Genomic DNA, 16,075 nt, shown 5'->3' on the forward strand with positions numbered 1-16,075 from the left:
CCGACCTTTGTCGGGTTTTTTTTTCATTGGGCAGGATTTCCCTTGTAAGACTCGAACACGACCTAGAGAATGGGAAGAGAAAGAAGGAGGTGTCCGATGGGAAAGAATCGATTCGCTAACATTCCGTACCGGATTTACACGATGGCCCTCGCCGTCGCCTGTCTCATCGGCGTATTGTCATTCGGGCTCGGACTGAGCTACTACTGGAAAGAAAAGCACGTCGCCGTCGACGAGACGGTGCGCGACTTGCGTCATGCCGACGACTTGGCCGGGGTTGAGTCCTATCTCGTCTTGCACCATGCGGCAAAGCTTTACGAGACGAACTCGAATCAACCGACGGCCCTGTTGTCGGCACCGTACCGTGAACGGGCGCTTCAATACAACGTTCAATTGCTCAACGATTTCGAGACCGGGGTCGACGAGCGTGAACGCGAGGCGTTGCTCCGTTTCTCCGAACAACTCGAGGACACGTTGAACGAGGACGGGTCGAGCCGATTCGAGGCCGTGCCTTTCGATGTCATCGAGTCGATCAACCGGCGCTGGCTGTATCAAGGACTTGAACGGACCGCCCAAGCGAACACGGCCTATGAGCTGACCGATGCCGTCATGCGGATGCAGATGTCGTTCGTCGAGGGCGTCACGAACCTGCTCGCCGAGACACCGGACCAAGACCGGCTCGACTCTGAGGTGACGAGGATCGCGAACGAGGCCCGGCTGATCGAAGACATCGTCGCGAACGACCCGGCGCTCAAAACCAAATCGGTCGAGGATTTGATGGAGAGCGCGCTCGCCCTCGGTCGGGTGACGGCAGCCAATTCGACGCTCGAGGCCCGTTACGTCAACGGTGCGAACTTTTATGAAGATTCACACGCCGCCCTCGAAACCGTGCGTTCGACGGCAGACGACATGCTCTTGGCCGAGCGTGACCGTTACACCACGCTCGCCTTTACCGCTCTCATCGCCACACTCTTGTTGTCGGCCGGGCTCTTGTTCGCCCTGAGCTATACGCGCAAGCGGTACGCGGACGACTTGGCGCATTTAAAGGCACGGGCCCTCGCCATCGACCCGTGCACAGAACCGGTCGCGGATACGTTTCCGCCAAACCATGACTTCCGCGGCATCGAAGACGAGCTCCGCGACATTGCTGTCAGTGTACATTCGACAGTCCATGCGCTCGAGACGAAATCGAACGACCTGCTCCGCTACCACGAGCGCTGGTCGTCGCTCTTCTCCGAGACCGGTCTCGCCATCGCGTTGATCGATGACACGTACAACTTCATCGAACGTAACGAGATGTTCCGCCAATTCTTCGGGGAACGCAACTTATATGAAATCAACCAACTGTTCACCGATACGGGACGCCGCCTGTTGCGCGAGGCACTTGCCGGCGTGAACGAGAACGGGACGAGCGCCCAGTTCATCCTGCATTTGAAAGGGGAACGGGTTCGCTTCTTGAATGTCAAAATCATCCCCCTCAAGCGCGGCGAGACACTCACGTACTACCTCATCCTCGAAGATGAGACCGAACGCGTCGAGCGCGAGCGCAAAGTCGACCGGCTCGTTCGGTTCGACCTCGCCACCGAGCTATACAACGAGTATGGTTTCCTTCAAGCATGGGAGAAACACGACATCGACGGCACGTTCCTGTTGATCAAACTGAATGATTTTCATCATCTCGTCGACTGGTACGACCCGACGTATGCCGACCTGCTCGTGACCGAGTTCGCCCGTCACGTCGAGGAGCGGCTTGAGAAATACGCACATCATTTGTTCGGGCGCTATCGTGATGACACGCTCATGCTGTATGTGAAAGGACTCAACACTCTTGACGAGCTTGAATTGCTGGAACTGTTCCCGACCGAGCTGTTGATCAATCAAAAACGCCAGACCGTCCATCTGCAGATCGGGGCGACGCAGACGACGCCGAACTATACCGATTGTCTATTTGAAGCAATGAAGGCGTTGCAACATGCAAAAGAGACACGGACCCCGTTCGTCTGGTACGACGCTAGCATCCTCGCGCAGCTTCAATGGGCCGCTTTGATTGAACAGGCGCTCCCCGAAGCGATCGAGCAAGGCCATATCACCGTGGCCTATCAGCCGCAGGTCGAGCTGGAAACAGGCCGTGTCGTCGGGGCCGAAGCGCTCGCGCGTTGGCACCATCCGGACATCGGCGACGTACCACCAAACGAGTTCATCCGCATCGCCGAACGCTCGGACCAGATCCTTTGGCTCTCCCACTCGATTCTCGATTTGGTCGTCTGTCAACTCGTCGCCTGGCGCGATACGCCGTTCGCCGACATCTCGTTGTCGTACAACTTGTCGGCCCATTCGGTCGACCCGTCCATCGTCATGAAATTACGGGACTTGATTGACGCACATCCATGGCTCCCGGACCACTTGAAAATCGAGCTGACCGAGTCGGCCGACATCATGTCGCATCCGAACGAGCTCGAACGGCTCGAAGACATCGCCGACCTCGGCTACTGTCTCTCGATCGACGACTTCGGCACCGGTTACGCCTCGTTCGAAGCGATTTGGCATTTGCCGATCCAAGAAGTGAAGATCGACCGCATGTACGTCAGCGGCAAAGCGAAAGACAGTACGTCGTTCCTCCGGGCCGTCTCAAGCTTCGCGAGCGAACAAGAGCTGACCTCGCTCGCCGAAGGCATCGAGACGAAACAAGACTTGGAGCGTCTCCTCGCCGAAGGTGTCGAGCTCGGGCAAGGCTATTACTACGCCCCCGCCCTCGACGCAGCCGCTTTCGAGGCGTGGGTGAATGAAAAAAGAGGTCCCCGTTAAGCGAGGACCTCATGCGACCGGTTGACATATGTCAGCCGGTTTTTCGTTTGATGAGCTGGAAGACGAGCTTCAGGGCGATCAACAGGCCGATGACCGGTAAGATGATCGGGAGCGACCCGCGCGGCAACAGTCCGAACACGATGAACACCGTCATCCCGATGGCGAAGAACAGCTTGACGCCCCGCTCATGTCCCTCGAACTTCTCCCAACGCCAGACGAGGAGAAGCAGGGCGAGCGGGGCGAACAAGAACGTCAAGAAAAAGAACGGCATGTGCCGTGTATACCAAGGTTGCTTCATTTCAGTCGTACCTCCCTATATAACGCTTCCGTCGCCTCGTTCGACTCCACGTTCACATAAATCGGCTTGCCGCTCCAGTCGATGCGAACGGCAGCCTCGATGTCCCGGTCGAGGAAGACGAGCACGTCCTCTCCGCCCGTCGTCCGGAAGTGGCCGGTCAAACGTGAGCCGACGGCGGCGCCATTCGTCCGGCGGTCGAGGCTCGGCCGATACGTCAACGTGACGGCCTCGATTTCCTCGTACGGTACCGTCTCCCCGTAACTGCCCTCGATGACGAGCGCCGTGTCGGTGAACGTCACCTCGGTCGGTTGGCTGAACCAGAACCAGAGGCCCGGCACGAGCGTCACGAGAAGAATCAACACGACAACGACCGGGACAAGTTTTTTCTTAGCGCCGGGACGGAGATGTCCGTCCTCGTCATAAATGTTGCCGTCGTATTTTTGGGCGCGCCAAAGCGTCACGACGATGAGGGCGAGCATCAGGACGAAGAACGGCTCGACCGGGATGTCGAGTCCGAATCCGAGCCCATGGATGGCGGCGATCAACAGGAAAATCGTGGCTAAGCCGTAACACATGAGGCCGATCAATCGCGCCATCGCCTTGATGTTGACGCGCGCTTTGTCCTCACGCTTCATCGTATTATAGCCCGAGATGAGGAAGTGCCAGCCCAAGCGATGGACGGCAAAGCCGAGGAAGAACAAGATAAGTGCTGCGATGATGAATCCCCACATAGAGACGTCACTCCTTTCTTCCATAGTATACGAAAAAAAGCTGGCGACGTTTCATCCGTTTGAAGACATGATAAAAGGTGAGGCCCCGCGGGGTCTCACCTCTCGTCACGTCGAAGACGGCGTATTCATCTTATTTTGCATTCGGCCGACACCTTCATACTGGACGCCACCCGGGTTACGTCCGTACTTCCAGGCGTTGCGGGCGTCAATCAATCGCTTCGTCCGCATCCCGTCGAACGCTTCCGGCTTCAAGTTGACGAGCTCATCCCATTCCGTCACGAGGATGGCGATGTCCGCTCCCTTGAGCGCCGCTTCGACCGTCGTCGCTTGTGGGAAACTCCACGTGGCGAGCGGGTCATACCCGATGATATCGACGTCACGGAGCGCCAAGTGCCGCGCGAGCGTCATGGAAGGCGCATCACGCATATCGTCCGTCCCCGGTTTAAAGGCGAGGCCGAGAAAAGCGACTTTGAGCCCGCGCTTTCGTTCAACTTTCGAGGCGACGTATGCCATCTGGGCATCGTTCGCATGCATGGCGGCACCGATCACAGGCAAGTCGAGCTCGTTCTCACGCGCGACGTTCAAGAGCGCTTGCATGTCTTTCGGAAAACACGAGCCTCCATAGCCGAGTCCGGCATTCAAGAACGAACGTCCGATGCGCGGGTCGAGCCCCATCCCGTCGGCAATCGTCGTGATGTCTGCCCCAGCCTTGTCAGCAAGGCGCGCCAGGTCGTTGATGAAGCTGATTTTCGTGGCGAGGAACGCGTTCGAGGCGTATTTGATGAATTCGGCATCAATCGGTGACGTGCAGACGAGCGGGACACCGAGACGTCCGTAAATGCCCGCGAGTTCTTCACACATCTCAAGGTCGTCACTGCCGATGACGACGCGGTGCGGTTTTAACACGTCGGCGAGGGCGCGTCCTTCTTGGAGGAATTCCGGCACGACGGCGAACGTGTGGGCCGGGTACATGATGGACAGCATGTCGGTCGTTCCCGGTGGCACGGTGCTGCGGATGATGATTTTGTGTGCTGACTTGACCTCCGACAAGGCGGCGTCGACGTACGTCAAATCACAGCTTCCGTCCTTCTTGCTCGGCGTACCGACGGCGAGGACGATATAATCGACCGTTTCCGTATCGGCAATCGAGTCCGTGAACGTGATTGAACCTGGATAGTCACGTAATACGTCTGCCATGCCTGGTTCATGGAACGGGACGTCCCCGTTCATGAGACGAAGTAGTCTCGGTTGATCTTTCTCGACACCGATGACCTCGTGCCCCGCCTTCACTAACCCGCACAAGGTGGCCAGCCCGACATAGCCAAGGCCGATGATTCCAAATTTCACGATAGTTCCTCCTTCAATAGTCTTCTACTAACAGTACCGAAAAGCGGCGCACAAGGGAAGGCTCTAACACTCTCTGAATATTCTCTGCTATAATGAGTCAAAATGAGGCTAGAAAGGAATAATCGCATGGGATTGCTCGCTTTCTTTTTAATATCGCTTTTCGTGTTCTACTGGTTTCCTATTCGAGGTGGACTCAAGACTTTCCTGCTGATTCTCATCATGATTAGCGGATGGCTCTCGATTTTCGAGCTCGTCGCCATCATCGAAGCCCGTCCTTGGGTTGCGGCACCCGTCCTCGCGCTCATCGGTCTGTTCGTTTGGAAGTGGCGCAAAGACAGACAAAATAAACAGAACAAGCAGCAAGGCATTTGACAGCGATGTCGAATGCCTTATTTTGGTTCAGCAAGAAACCTCTCATTGTTGCGGCAATTTCACCGTGTCCCCTGCTTTGATCGTCCCTTCCATGATATGTGCCATTTCCTCTAAGCTGAACGCGTCCACGAGTCGGATGCCGTCGACGTACACCGTCGGCACGTAGGCGACGCCAAAATCGCGCGTGAACAAGCGTGAGTTTTGAATCCCGATGTCGACATGGCCCTCAAGCAACTCGTCCACATTGAGGTTGAACTGAGCCGCGAGTTCCCGAGCGTAAGTTTCCGTCCCGAACCCGTCAGAGCCGGAGTCGAGCCCGATGGCGCGCTGTACCTCATAGTAGCGGTCCGGGATGAGCCGTTCCACATTATAATCCACATTCGCGAGCAGTTGAGACTGTTCGTTCAACAACACGAGCGGTTGACCTTTGAACGTCGCGTCGCCCGTCTCAAGCCAGCGTTCCTCGATTTCCGGCAGCACCTCTTCCATCCATTTCTTGCACCACGGACAACTGTAGTCGAAGACGAACACGATCTCATGCTCCCCTTCCCCGAGCGCGACTTTGTCCTCGAGCGGGAGTTCGTACTTCGTGTACGTGTGCAGCTTCGTCGCGTCGACGGCCTCGCTTCGATCGCAAGCTGCGAGCACAAAGATCAATCCAACCAAAAGCAGATAACATCGTTTCATGTCAAAACCCCCATTTGTTCAATGATTCACATATTTAGTTATACCACGTCTGAACGGCAAACTCGAGTGACGTTCTGTTGAACGAGGAGACAAAACTGATGAGCCATGCCATTGTGGTCACTAACCATACACCTGACTAAATAATGAATAAGGAGGAAAGATTAGGCAGGATTTGGATGTGGTATAAGAGAATGAGTCGAAAAACGAACGAAAGGAGCCTATTCATGTCCGTCACGTATGTCCTTACAGGTGTCTGCCTACTCAGCGCAATCAGTCTCGTCTTCATTTGGTTCGCCGAACGTCCGGTCAATCGCACGAAGCTGAAAATGTTCGCGACGCTACTCTGTCTCGTGTTAGTTGGCACGAGCTTCTACGTTTATCAAACCGAACGAGCATTGAATGAAACGACCACCGACTTGAAGACATTAGCGTCAACCCATGATGAAGAACGCTTAAAACTGACCGAGGAACATGAGGAAGAGTTGGAATGGCAGCGCATCGAAATCGAGCGGGAAGTTCGCGAAGAACTCGAAGCCAAATACGCGTATAAAGAAACCTCATTGAACGCAACGTTAATCGAGAAGACAATCGATTTAGAAGAGACGATTCAAAGCCAGCGCAGTGAGATTTACGCGCTTGAAGACAAGTTGCGTGTCGCATTGTCCGATAATGAGCTATTGCAGAAAGAACTCGACAACTTTCACTCTTACGACAACAACCCCTACAGAGAACAACCTCCTGAAGAAGCGTTCCTTGAAGTGTATCACTCATGCGAAGAGTTGAACCTGTATTATCCCGACGGCGTCGAGCTCGCTCATGACGCTTATTCGTTCGCATTGGATATGGACGGGGATGGCATTGCCTGCGGTCCGTTCGAACAGTAGCAACGACAAAAGAATCGCACTTAAGCATATGAGCTCAAGTGCGATGCCTTTGTTATTTAAATTCCTCTCCCATGAACGCCTCCATCGTCGCCGCCGTATCCGACGAGATACCGTCCTTCTTCACGACTTTCGCGACCGTCTGCACAATGATTTTCCAATCGTTTAAAAACGTGACGTTGTCGACGTACTTGACGTCGAGCGCAAAGCGATCCGGCCAAGATAACCGGTTCCGGCCATTCACTTGGGCGAGACCTGTCAGTCCAGGGCGGACGTCATGTCGGCGGCACTGCTCGGCATTATACCGTGGCAAATACTCGAGAAGTAGCGGGCGCGGTCCGACGATGGCGATGTCACCCTTGACGATGTTGTATAGACTCGGCAATTCATCGAGACTGAGTGAGCGAAGCGCTTGCCCGAATGGCGTGAGACGTTTCTCGTCTGGCAATAGCTCCCCGTGCTCGTCCCGTTCGTCGGTCATCGTCCGGAACTTCACCATCTCGAAGATGACACCGTCTTTCCCGGGACGTTTCTGTTTGAACAACACCGGCCCACCGAGCTTCCACTTGATGAGACCGGCAATCGTCACGAGGACGGGGCTCAGTACGACGAGCGCGGTCGATGCGAGTACCGCATCCTGGGGGCGTTTTATGAAACGTGCATACATGGAAAACCCCTCCTATCGGAACGAAGAATACATCGAGTCGTAGTAAGATTGATAGGCGCCAGACACGATCCGTTCGATCCATTTGGGATGCTCCACGTACCATTGAATCGTCTCGGCGATCCCATCTTCAAACCGATATCGTGGGATCCATCCGAGTTCGTCTTTCATTTTTGTCGCATCGATGGCATATCTCCGGTCGTGTCCCGGACGGTCTGGCACGAAGTGAATCAACTCTTCAGATCGTCCGAGCGCTTTCAGGATGATGCGGACGAGCTCCAAGTTCGTTTTTTCGTTGTGCCCCCCGATGTTGTACACATCGCCGAAGCGTCCGCTCTCTCGAACGACATCGATGGCCGCGCAGTGGTCACTCACGTGGAGCCAATCCCGAACCTGTTGCCCGTCACCGTAAACCGGCAACGGCAAGTTCGACAGACAGTTATGAATCATGAGCGGGATGAGCTTCTCCGGGAACTGGTACGGTCCATAGTTGTTGCTGCATCGCGTCGTCTTGACGGGCAACCCGTACGTCTCATAATAGGCCCGAACGAGCAGATCGGAGCTCGCTTTCGATGCCGAATACGGACTGTTCGGGGCAATCGGCGAGTCTTCGGTGAAATAACCGGTCGCGCCGAGTGACCCGTACACTTCGTCCGTCGAGACATGGACGAAACAGACGCCTTCCTTATACGCACGGCTGTACTTATCGTCAGGCGTGACTTTCCAATGCCGCATCGCCGTGTCGAGCAGCACTTGTGTCCCGAGAACGTTCGTCGTCAAAAATAGTTCAGGCTCGGTGATGCTCCGGTCCACATGTGACTCTGCCGCGAAGTGGACGACTTCATCGACTTCATACGTCGTGAACAATCGGTTTATCGCTTCTCGGTCACAAATATCGGCTTTTTCGAACTGGTAGAGCGAATCTGCCTCAAACTCCCGCAGGTTCTCCAGATTCCCGGCATATGTGAGCGCATCGACGTTAAGAATGCGGTACGTTGGATGTTTTGCCCGAAAGTGTTTTATGAAATTTGAACCGATGAACCCGGCTCCGCCAGTCACTAGGATTGTTCGCATCCGTTCTCTCCCCTTCCTCGACGAGTGATAAGACATATTGTCCATAATCAGTCATCTTGAGCGTCAACCCGATATCTTTCAACTCGTCTCGTGTGATGAACCCGCGACGCCAAGCGATCTCCTCGAGGCAGGCGATGTAATATCCTTGGCGCTCTTGGACCGTTTGGACGAAGACGGACGCTTTGATCATGCCTTCGGGCGTCCCGGTGTCGAGCCATGCCATCCCACGAGCGAACAGAACGACATTCAACTCCCCGCGCTCGAGGTACATGTTGTTGATCGACGTGATTTCAAGTTCGCCCCTAGCGGAAGGCTCGACGCGTTTGGCGAAGTCGACGACTTGGTTGTCGTAGAAGTAAAGGCCTGGTACCGCATAGTTCGATTTTGGCACCGCCGGTTTTTCTTCAATCGAGACGACCCGGTTTTCTGAATCAAACTCGACGACGCCAAAGGCACGCGGGTCTTTGACCGGATAGCCGAAGATGGTCGCCCCTTGTTTTTTTGCCTGTGCGTGCTTCAAGAAGCGCGTCAAATCTGGGCCGTAAAACACATTGTCTCCTAAAATGAGGCAGACCGAGTCGTCACCGATAAAATCTGCCCCGAGAATAAATGCATCGGCGAGTCCGACCGGCTTCGTCTGCACTTGATACGAGATGTCGATCCCGAGTTGATGACCGTCCCCGAACAGACGCTCATATCCTTTGATGTCTTGCGGGGTCGAAATGAGCAGGATTTCCCGAATCCCGGCAAGCATCAACACGGACATCGGATAGTAAATCAACGGCTTATCGTAAATCGGTAACAGTTGTTTGGAAACGGCCTTCGTCATCGGGTAGAGGCGCGTTCCGTTCCCACCTGCCAAGATAATCCCTTTCATCACGTCTTCACCCTTTCTTGAATCATCGTACAAATCCGGGTCACATCTTCTAAGGCAAGGTCCGGGTAGAGCGGAAGAGTCAGCACACGTTCGGCAATCTCACGGGCGACAGGGGTGCGACGGCTCGCAAACCGATTCTGGTTCCATGCATAGTCGGTCACGAGCGGATAGAAATATTTCCGGGTGAAGATGCCTTCCTGCGCCAGAGCATCATGCAACTCATCTCGTCGATTCTGTTCTGCCGTCAAGATGATCGGATAATAGGAATGGTTCGTTTCGACGCCAGGTTGAGGTGTCAAAATCCGAACCCCTTGGACATCTTTGAGCAACGCATCATATTGTTCGCGCACGCGTTTTCGCCGGGCGATCGTCTCATCGATATGACGCAAGTTACATAACCCCATCGCCGCCTGAAACTCATTCATTTTGGCGTTCCCGCCTGGCGCTTGGACCGTTTCCGGGCCCGTGATACCAAAGTTTTTCAACTGGTCGAAACGGGATTTCAATGCCGGGTCGTTATACGTCAACGCACCCCCTTCAATCGTATGGAACACTTTCGTGGCGTGGAAACTGAACATCGAGACGTCCCCGTACGTGCCGATCCCTCGTCCGTTCACGTTGACGCCGAACGTATGGGCCGCGTCATAAATCACTTTCAAGTTGTGCCGCTTGGCGATCGCCTCGATCATTTCGACATCGCATACATTTCCATACACATGGACGGGCAGGATAGCCGAAGTTTTCGCCGTGATCAGCCGCTCTAATTTGGAAGCGTCGAGCGTAAAGTCGTCTGGACGGATATCACCGTACACGGGCGTCAATCCTTTACGGATCAAGGCATGGCTCGTTGAGGCGAACGTGAAAGGGGTCGTGATGACCTCGCCCGTCAATCCGAGGGCTTCGATCGCCGCCTCGAGTGCCAAATGGCCGTTCGTGAACAAGGAGACGTGTTCGACCCCGAGATAATCGACAAGTTCTCGTTCAAGTTGCTGGTGTTTTGCGCCGTTGTTCGTCAACCATCCTGACGTCCACAACTCACGAATCTCATTCATGTATTCGTCCAACGATGGGAGCACAGATTTCGTGACGGGGATGGCTTTTGGCGGACGGTCAGGCTGATTTGCCGGGAAAGCGGCGGATTGGATATCGACGATGTGTAGCATACAGCACCTCCTAGGTCACTTGGCGATTCGAGACGAGTGCGTAACGGTCGAGCATGAGCCGGATTTCTTGTGGGGAACAATGCATCATCACATCGATGATGGACAAATTCGGTTGAAACGGACACGGTCCTTGATCGTACGCGATCGACTCGGTCTCGATGAAGGATAAATCGATTCCCGTCTGCTCGAACACGTCGGCATCGTACAAGTCTACCCCATTGATCGCATTGATATAATGCGTCGCTCCCAACTGCTCGCATATATGGATGATTCTCGCCTGACCTTTCAACCCGACCCCAGCGTTCAGCTCTGAGGACAGGATGAACGTCGTCGAGATGCCGAGGTGCCGGGCGACTTCTTCGAGGCCATATGCCAAATACTTCCCAACGTTTCGTTCCGGGTGACGAATCACCCGCTCAAGCAATGGATAGGCATGTTCGAACTGGGGCGCTTTGGAATAAGCGTGTCGCAACAACTGCAACTGTTGTTCGGCAATCTCATCCGGTTGCGCCCGTTCATGGTCACCAATCAAACGATTTTGACTCATCTTTTGGACGGACAACGTGAACGGATGAGGAACGCTATCAAGCAAGATGCGATTGCGATGGATCCATCCTTTCTTGATGAAGTGGACGTCGTCATACACGACGAATGCATCGACTGCGTGAATCAATTGGAAATAGCCGAGATAAGGGAAGAAGTAAGGTTGCATGATGGCGACGTTCATGACGTCTCTCCTTTACGAAATGATTTGGTTCGCGCGCAACGTGTCATAGTACCCTTTGGCCGTGACATCGTTTCGGTGGAACTTGACGAGCTCCCGCGACAACGTGCCATGTTCGATGAGACGCTCGGGATGTTCGAGATACTGTTCGATCCCTCGTTCAATCGACTCGACCGTGACGTCACACATATAACAGTTCTTTCCGTCGACGGAGTGATGGGCGACGTTGTTGATTTGATTGCTGATCACGACCCCCATTCCTGACGCCCTCGCTTCGATGATTGTCCCGTTCCCGTTTGAGTACGTGGCCGGCAAAATCAGAATGTCCGCTTGTTCATACACTTTTGGCATCTCGTCCCACGCCCGGATCTCATCTAAGAAGTGGACGTTCTTCAAATCGTGTTCGGCGATGTAGGATTGACACGCCTCGAGTTGTTGCCCCGAATTGTTTAAATAGAGTTCGAGGGAATAGCGGTGTGATAAGTTCCGATACGCCTCTAACACGAGTAGCGGCTGATAACGTTCGACGAGCCGATTCGCGAACAGTAATTTGAACGTATCACCCGGCCGCTTCCGTCTCAACCCGTGATCGAAATAGGCGTCGATGTCCTGGGCATATGTTGCGTGAACAACCTTGTCCGGGTCAAAGCCGAGTTGATGCTTGAATTGTTCGACCGCCACCGTCCCCATCCCGAAGTAGAGGTCGGCGTCCTTGAACAGCCAATGGAGCAGCTTCACCTTGTATGGATTGTCTTCCGGATTTGTCAGCCGAGCCGACGGATCGTCATCGTTTTGCAGCGGGCGAAGCGGCTCGCTCATGACGACGGTCTTGATTCCGAACAGTTTGGCCACTCGCACGATGGCGGCGTGGCCGGCCATGAAGCCCCCGAGCAAGATGACGTCCGGTTTGAACCGCATCAATTCAGGAATCAAGCCGAGTGAGAGATACCCGATTTTGGGGAACCATTTTGAGTAGTTCAATATGCGACACTTGTCGCCGAGCGGGATCTTCCACCAGTCCGGCCGGTTTTGGTCGAGATGCTCGTAAAACCAAAATTCAGCATCGAAATATTCCTCTAGCGCGTAACACAGTTTCACTTGATAAGGGGAAGCGATATTCCCGATAAAGACGAGTTTTTGTTTCATCGTTCACCCTCCTTTACAGTTTGACGAGGGTCGGTCGTGCCTTTCCATACCTCACGTCGGACGTAATCCGTGTACGAGATCAAAATCCGGACCACTTTGTCGGAGACGTTCGGCATACTGTAATCGTTGACGATGCGGGGCCGCTCCTGCTCCATGACGGCCGACAACCCTTGCAAAATCCGTTCTGTCTCGAGCCCGACCATCAAGACGGCCCCTTCTTCCATCGCCTCCGGCCGCTCATGCGTCTCTCGGATATTCAACCCTCTCAATCCAAGGATGGACGACTCTTCGCTGATCGTTCCGCTGTCACTGAGTACCGCTTTGGCGTGCAGTTGCAAGTGGTTGTAGTCGACAAATCCGAGCGGCTTGAGGAGCCGGACCAACGGATGGAACGAGACGTTGAGTTCATCAATCCGCTTCAACGTCCGAGGATGGGTGCTGACGATGACAGGCAGTCCATATTGTGCCGCGATTGCGTTCAAACTGCCGACGAGTGCCAAAAAGTGTGTATCCGAGTTGATGTTCTCTTCCCGGTGCGCCGAGACGACGAAGTACTTGTCCTGCGTCAAGTCGAGTCGTCCGAGCACGTCCGACTGTTCGATCGCCTCGCGTTTCGACATCAACACCTCGAACATCGGACTCCCGGTCTTGATGATCCGTTCCGCCGGAATCCCTTCCCGGAGAAGATATTCCCGGGCGATATCGCTATACGTCAAGTTAATGTCCGCTGTATGATCGACGATCTTTCGATTGATTTCTTCCGGGACGCGTTGATCGAAACACCGGTTGCCCGCCTCCATATGGAAAATCGGGATTTTCCGGCGTTTGGCCGCAATCGCCGCGAGACACGAGTTCGTGTCTCCGAGAATCAACACCGCGTCCGGACGTTCGAGCTCGAGCACGGGATCGACTTGGATGAGAATATTGCCGATCGTCTCCATCGGGCCCCCTGTCGCGGAATGAAGGAAGTAGTCGGGTTTTCGCAACGCGAAATCCTCGAAGAACACCTCGTTCAATTCGTAGTCATAATTTTGTCCCGTGTGCACGAGGACGTGCTCGATTGCCTCCGAGTGCTCCAGCTTATGAATAACGGCCGACAGGCGTATGATTTCGGGACGCGTCCCGACGATGGTCATCACTTTGAGTCGTTTCATCGTGCACCTCCATAAAGTATGTGTCCGGGTCGTTCGGGTCATAGGCCTCATTCACCCACATGACGGTCACCAAGTCGGTCGTTCCAACGTTCTCGATGTTGTGCGTATAGCCGGTCGGGATGTCGAGCACACGCATCATCTCTCCTGTGACGTGATACGTATGGACCTCGCTCTCTCCGACCTTGCGGAAGCGAATCAACGCCTCGCCGCTGACGACGAGGAACTTCTCGTTCTTCGTGTGGTGCCAGTGGTTCCCTTTCGTGATTCCAGGCTTCGCCACATTGATTGACACTTGTCCCCGGTCCGGCGTCCGGATGAATTCGGTGAACGACCCGCGCGCATCTTCATTCACGTTCAAGTCATAGGCGAAGCGATCGACAGGCAAGTAACTGAGATATGTGCTGTACAGTTGCTTCATGAACGCATCGTCGAGTTTCGGGACAGTCAGATTTTGACGACTTTCTTTGAACGTCTGTAACAGGTCGGCGATCCGGCCGAGCGCGATTGGTGGATGGACTGTAACATCTTCCTCATACACGGCCGGTGTTTGTCCTCTCGCATCGAGCAAGCCGACCAACGCCTCGAGCACGTCATCGATGTACGCCAGTTGCAGCGTGCGGGCCGGGTCGTGAATTTCTATCGGCAAATCACGCGCCACCCGATCACAAAACGTCGCGACCACACTGTTATAGTTCGGCCGTCCCCACTTTCCGAACAGGTTCGGGAAGCGGAACAGATGGACGGTGCGTCCCGTCGTCTCATGTTCGTGTCTCAAGACGTTCTCTGCCGCGAGCTTGCTGCGCCCGTATGGATTGTCTTGAACCGCTTGGATCGAGGAAGCGAACATGATCGGCGCGTCATTCTCATGAGCGTTCAACGAAGCGATCAATCGCTCCGTGGACTTGGTGTTCCCTTCCACAAAGTCGGTTTCCGTTTCCGAACGGTTCACCCCGGCCAAGTGATAGACGAACTCGGCGTGTTGGCAAAATCGTTGAAGTTCGGCTTCTGACGTATCACGCGTGGACGAGAACACTTCATGGCCTCGGGCGGTCAATTCCGCGACCAGATTCTTACCGATGAATCCTGTTGCACCGGTGACGAGAATCTTCATGATACTTTCACCCAGCTCGCGAGTTCTTGTTGAATATAAGGAAGGGTCAACAACAATTGCTTCACTTGCTCGACGTTCAGTTGCTCGGTATTTGCCGAGTTGTATTCACCTTCGACCGTCAAGCGCTTGCTGCCTTCGTTGAAATATTTATCGTAGTTCAAGTCGCGCGTGTCGGCCGGGACCCGGTAAAAGCCGCCCATGTCCTCCGCCACGACATTCTCTTCTCGTGTCAATAGCGTCTCGTATGACTTCTCACCGTGCCGCGTGCCGATGACTTTAATCGGGTTGTTCGCATGGAACAGTTCGAGTAGCGCCTGTGCCAGTACCCCGATTGTGGATGCTGGTGATTTTTGCACCATGATGTCGCCCGCATGCGCATGTTTGAAGGCGAAGACGACGAGTTCGACCGCATCCTCGAGACTCATCAAGAAGCGGGTCATGAACGGGTCAGTCACGGTCAACGGCTCACCCCGTTTAATTTGATCCACGAAGAGCGGGATGACCGAGCCACGTGACGCCATGACGTTGCCATAGCGGGTGCCGCAAATCAACGTTTGATCCGGCCCGACGGCTTTCGCTTTGGCGACGAACACTTTTTCCATCATCGCCTTGGAGATGCCCATCGCGTTGATCGGATAGGCCGCCTTGTCGGTCGACAGGCAGATGACTTTTTGAACGTGTTGTTCGATGGCCGCGTTCAAGACGTTGTCCGTGCCGAGCACATTCGTCTTGACCGCTTCTAGCGGAAAGAACTCGCAGGAAGGGACCTGCTTCAACGCGGCCGCATGGAACACGTAATCGACCCCATACATCGCGTTGCGGACGCTATTGATATCACGTACGTCCCCGATATAAAACTTGAGCTTATCGTCATGATAGAGTTTTCGCATATCATCCTGTTTCTTCTCGTCTCGTGAAAAGATTCGAATCTCTTTTATATCCGTTTTCAGGAAGCGCTGCATGACGGCGTTGCCGAAAGAGCCTGTGCCCCCGGTGATCAATAACGTCTTGTCGGTGAACATTGCAAATCCTCTCCTTTGTCAT

General features: G+C 54.4%; 16 protein-coding genes. 3 read left to right on the forward strand and 13 right to left on the reverse strand.

Annotated elements, in window-relative coordinates; all coding sequences use genetic code 11:
* Positions 1-96 precede the first annotated feature (96 nt).
* Entirely contained in the window at positions 97-2,802 is a 2,706-nt protein-coding gene (locus DPV68_RS11790) for an EAL domain-containing protein (RefSeq protein WP_114166998.1), read from the forward strand.
* A 31-nt stretch (positions 2,803-2,833) separates the two neighbouring features.
* Here DPV68_RS11790 and DPV68_RS11795 read toward each other — a convergent pair whose 3' ends face one another.
* The 3 genes from DPV68_RS11795 to DPV68_RS11805 all read right to left on the reverse strand — a co-directional run bounded on the left by DPV68_RS11795 (position 2,834) and on the right by DPV68_RS11805 (position 5,178).
* Positions 2,834-3,100: a hypothetical protein gene (locus DPV68_RS11795; protein ID WP_114166999.1), complete on the reverse strand. Its 267-nt coding sequence runs from the start codon at positions 3,098-3,100 to the stop codon at positions 2,834-2,836.
* Entirely contained in the window at positions 3,097-3,831 is a 735-nt protein-coding gene (locus tag DPV68_RS11800) for a DUF3784 domain-containing protein (protein ID WP_114167000.1), read from the reverse strand. Before DPV68_RS11800 ends, DPV68_RS11795 begins: the two co-directional genes overlap by 4 nt.
* A 105-nt stretch (positions 3,832-3,936) precedes the next feature.
* Positions 3,937-5,178 carry a UDP-glucose dehydrogenase family protein gene (locus tag DPV68_RS11805; protein ID WP_114167001.1) on the reverse strand — a complete coding sequence of 414 codons (1,242 nt, stop codon included), beginning with the start codon at positions 5,176-5,178 and terminating at the stop codon, positions 3,937-3,939.
* A gap of 219 nt (positions 5,179-5,397) precedes the next feature.
* Here DPV68_RS11805 and DPV68_RS14865 point away from each other — a divergent pair, with 219 nt between their 5' ends.
* Positions 5,398-5,550: a hypothetical protein gene (locus DPV68_RS14865; protein ID WP_157964174.1), complete on the forward strand. Its 153-nt coding sequence runs from the start codon at positions 5,398-5,400 to the stop codon at positions 5,548-5,550.
* Positions 5,551-5,592: 42 nt separating this feature from the next.
* On the opposite strand, the gene DPV68_RS11815 is transcribed toward DPV68_RS14865, so the two are convergent.
* Complete coding sequence (locus DPV68_RS11815; RefSeq protein WP_114167003.1) at positions 5,593-6,237, reverse strand: thioredoxin domain-containing protein; 645 nt, start codon at positions 6,235-6,237, stop codon at positions 5,593-5,595.
* A 224-nt stretch (positions 6,238-6,461) separates the two neighbouring features.
* Here DPV68_RS11815 and DPV68_RS11820 point away from each other — a divergent pair, with 224 nt between their 5' ends.
* On the forward strand, positions 6,462-7,121 hold the full coding sequence (locus DPV68_RS11820) for an excalibur calcium-binding domain-containing protein (RefSeq protein ID WP_198662302.1): 660 nt from the start codon (positions 6,462-6,464) through the stop codon (positions 7,119-7,121).
* Positions 7,122-7,173: 52 nt separating this feature from the next.
* Here the strand turns inward: DPV68_RS11820 and DPV68_RS11825 are convergent, their stop codons facing one another.
* Genes DPV68_RS11825 through DPV68_RS11865 form a run of 9 tightly spaced genes read right to left on the reverse strand, consistent with a single transcriptional unit; the run spans position 7,174 to position 16,053 of the window.
* On the reverse strand, positions 7,174-7,785 hold the full coding sequence (locus tag DPV68_RS11825; RefSeq protein WP_114167005.1) for a sugar transferase: 612 nt from the start codon (positions 7,783-7,785) through the stop codon (positions 7,174-7,176).
* A gap of 12 nt (positions 7,786-7,797) precedes the next feature.
* Positions 7,798-8,856: a dTDP-glucose 4,6-dehydratase gene (rfbB, locus tag DPV68_RS11830; RefSeq protein WP_114167006.1), complete on the reverse strand. Its 1,059-nt coding sequence runs from the start codon at positions 8,854-8,856 to the stop codon at positions 7,798-7,800.
* Entirely contained in the window at positions 8,762-9,733 is a 972-nt protein-coding gene (gene rfbA / locus DPV68_RS11835; protein WP_114167007.1) for a glucose-1-phosphate thymidylyltransferase RfbA, read from the reverse strand. Before rfbA ends, rfbB begins: the two co-directional genes overlap by 95 nt.
* Positions 9,733-10,896 carry a DegT/DnrJ/EryC1/StrS family aminotransferase gene (locus tag DPV68_RS11840; RefSeq protein ID WP_114167008.1) on the reverse strand — a complete coding sequence of 388 codons (1,164 nt, stop codon included), beginning with the start codon at positions 10,894-10,896 and terminating at the stop codon, positions 9,733-9,735. The genes rfbA and DPV68_RS11840 overlap by 1 nt, the downstream gene beginning before the upstream one ends.
* A gap of 10 nt (positions 10,897-10,906) precedes the next feature.
* On the reverse strand, positions 10,907-11,623 hold the full coding sequence (locus DPV68_RS11845; RefSeq protein ID WP_114167009.1) for a WbqC family protein: 717 nt from the start codon (positions 11,621-11,623) through the stop codon (positions 10,907-10,909).
* 12 nt (positions 11,624-11,635) lie between these two features.
* Entirely contained in the window at positions 11,636-12,766 is a 1,131-nt protein-coding gene (locus DPV68_RS11850; protein ID WP_114167010.1) for a glycosyltransferase family 4 protein, read from the reverse strand.
* Positions 12,763-13,920 carry a non-hydrolyzing UDP-N-acetylglucosamine 2-epimerase gene (gene wecB, locus DPV68_RS11855; RefSeq protein WP_114167011.1) on the reverse strand — a complete coding sequence of 386 codons (1,158 nt, stop codon included), beginning with the start codon at positions 13,918-13,920 and terminating at the stop codon, positions 12,763-12,765. The genes DPV68_RS11850 and wecB overlap by 4 nt, the downstream gene beginning before the upstream one ends.
* Positions 13,847-15,031 (reverse strand): polysaccharide biosynthesis C-terminal domain-containing protein, encoded by a 1,185-nt coding sequence (locus DPV68_RS11860; RefSeq protein ID WP_114167012.1) that lies wholly within the window; start codon positions 15,029-15,031, stop codon positions 13,847-13,849. The genes wecB and DPV68_RS11860 overlap by 74 nt, the downstream gene beginning before the upstream one ends.
* Positions 15,028-16,053: a polysaccharide biosynthesis protein gene (locus DPV68_RS11865; RefSeq protein ID WP_114167013.1), complete on the reverse strand. Its 1,026-nt coding sequence runs from the start codon at positions 16,051-16,053 to the stop codon at positions 15,028-15,030. The genes DPV68_RS11860 and DPV68_RS11865 overlap by 4 nt, the downstream gene beginning before the upstream one ends.
* Positions 16,054-16,075 lie beyond the last annotated feature (22 nt).

The sequence above is a fragment of the Exiguobacterium sp. TNDT2 genome (genome assembly GCF_003331145.1).
In the GTDB taxonomy this organism is placed as follows: Bacteria; Bacillota; Bacilli; order Exiguobacteriales; family Exiguobacteriaceae; genus Exiguobacterium.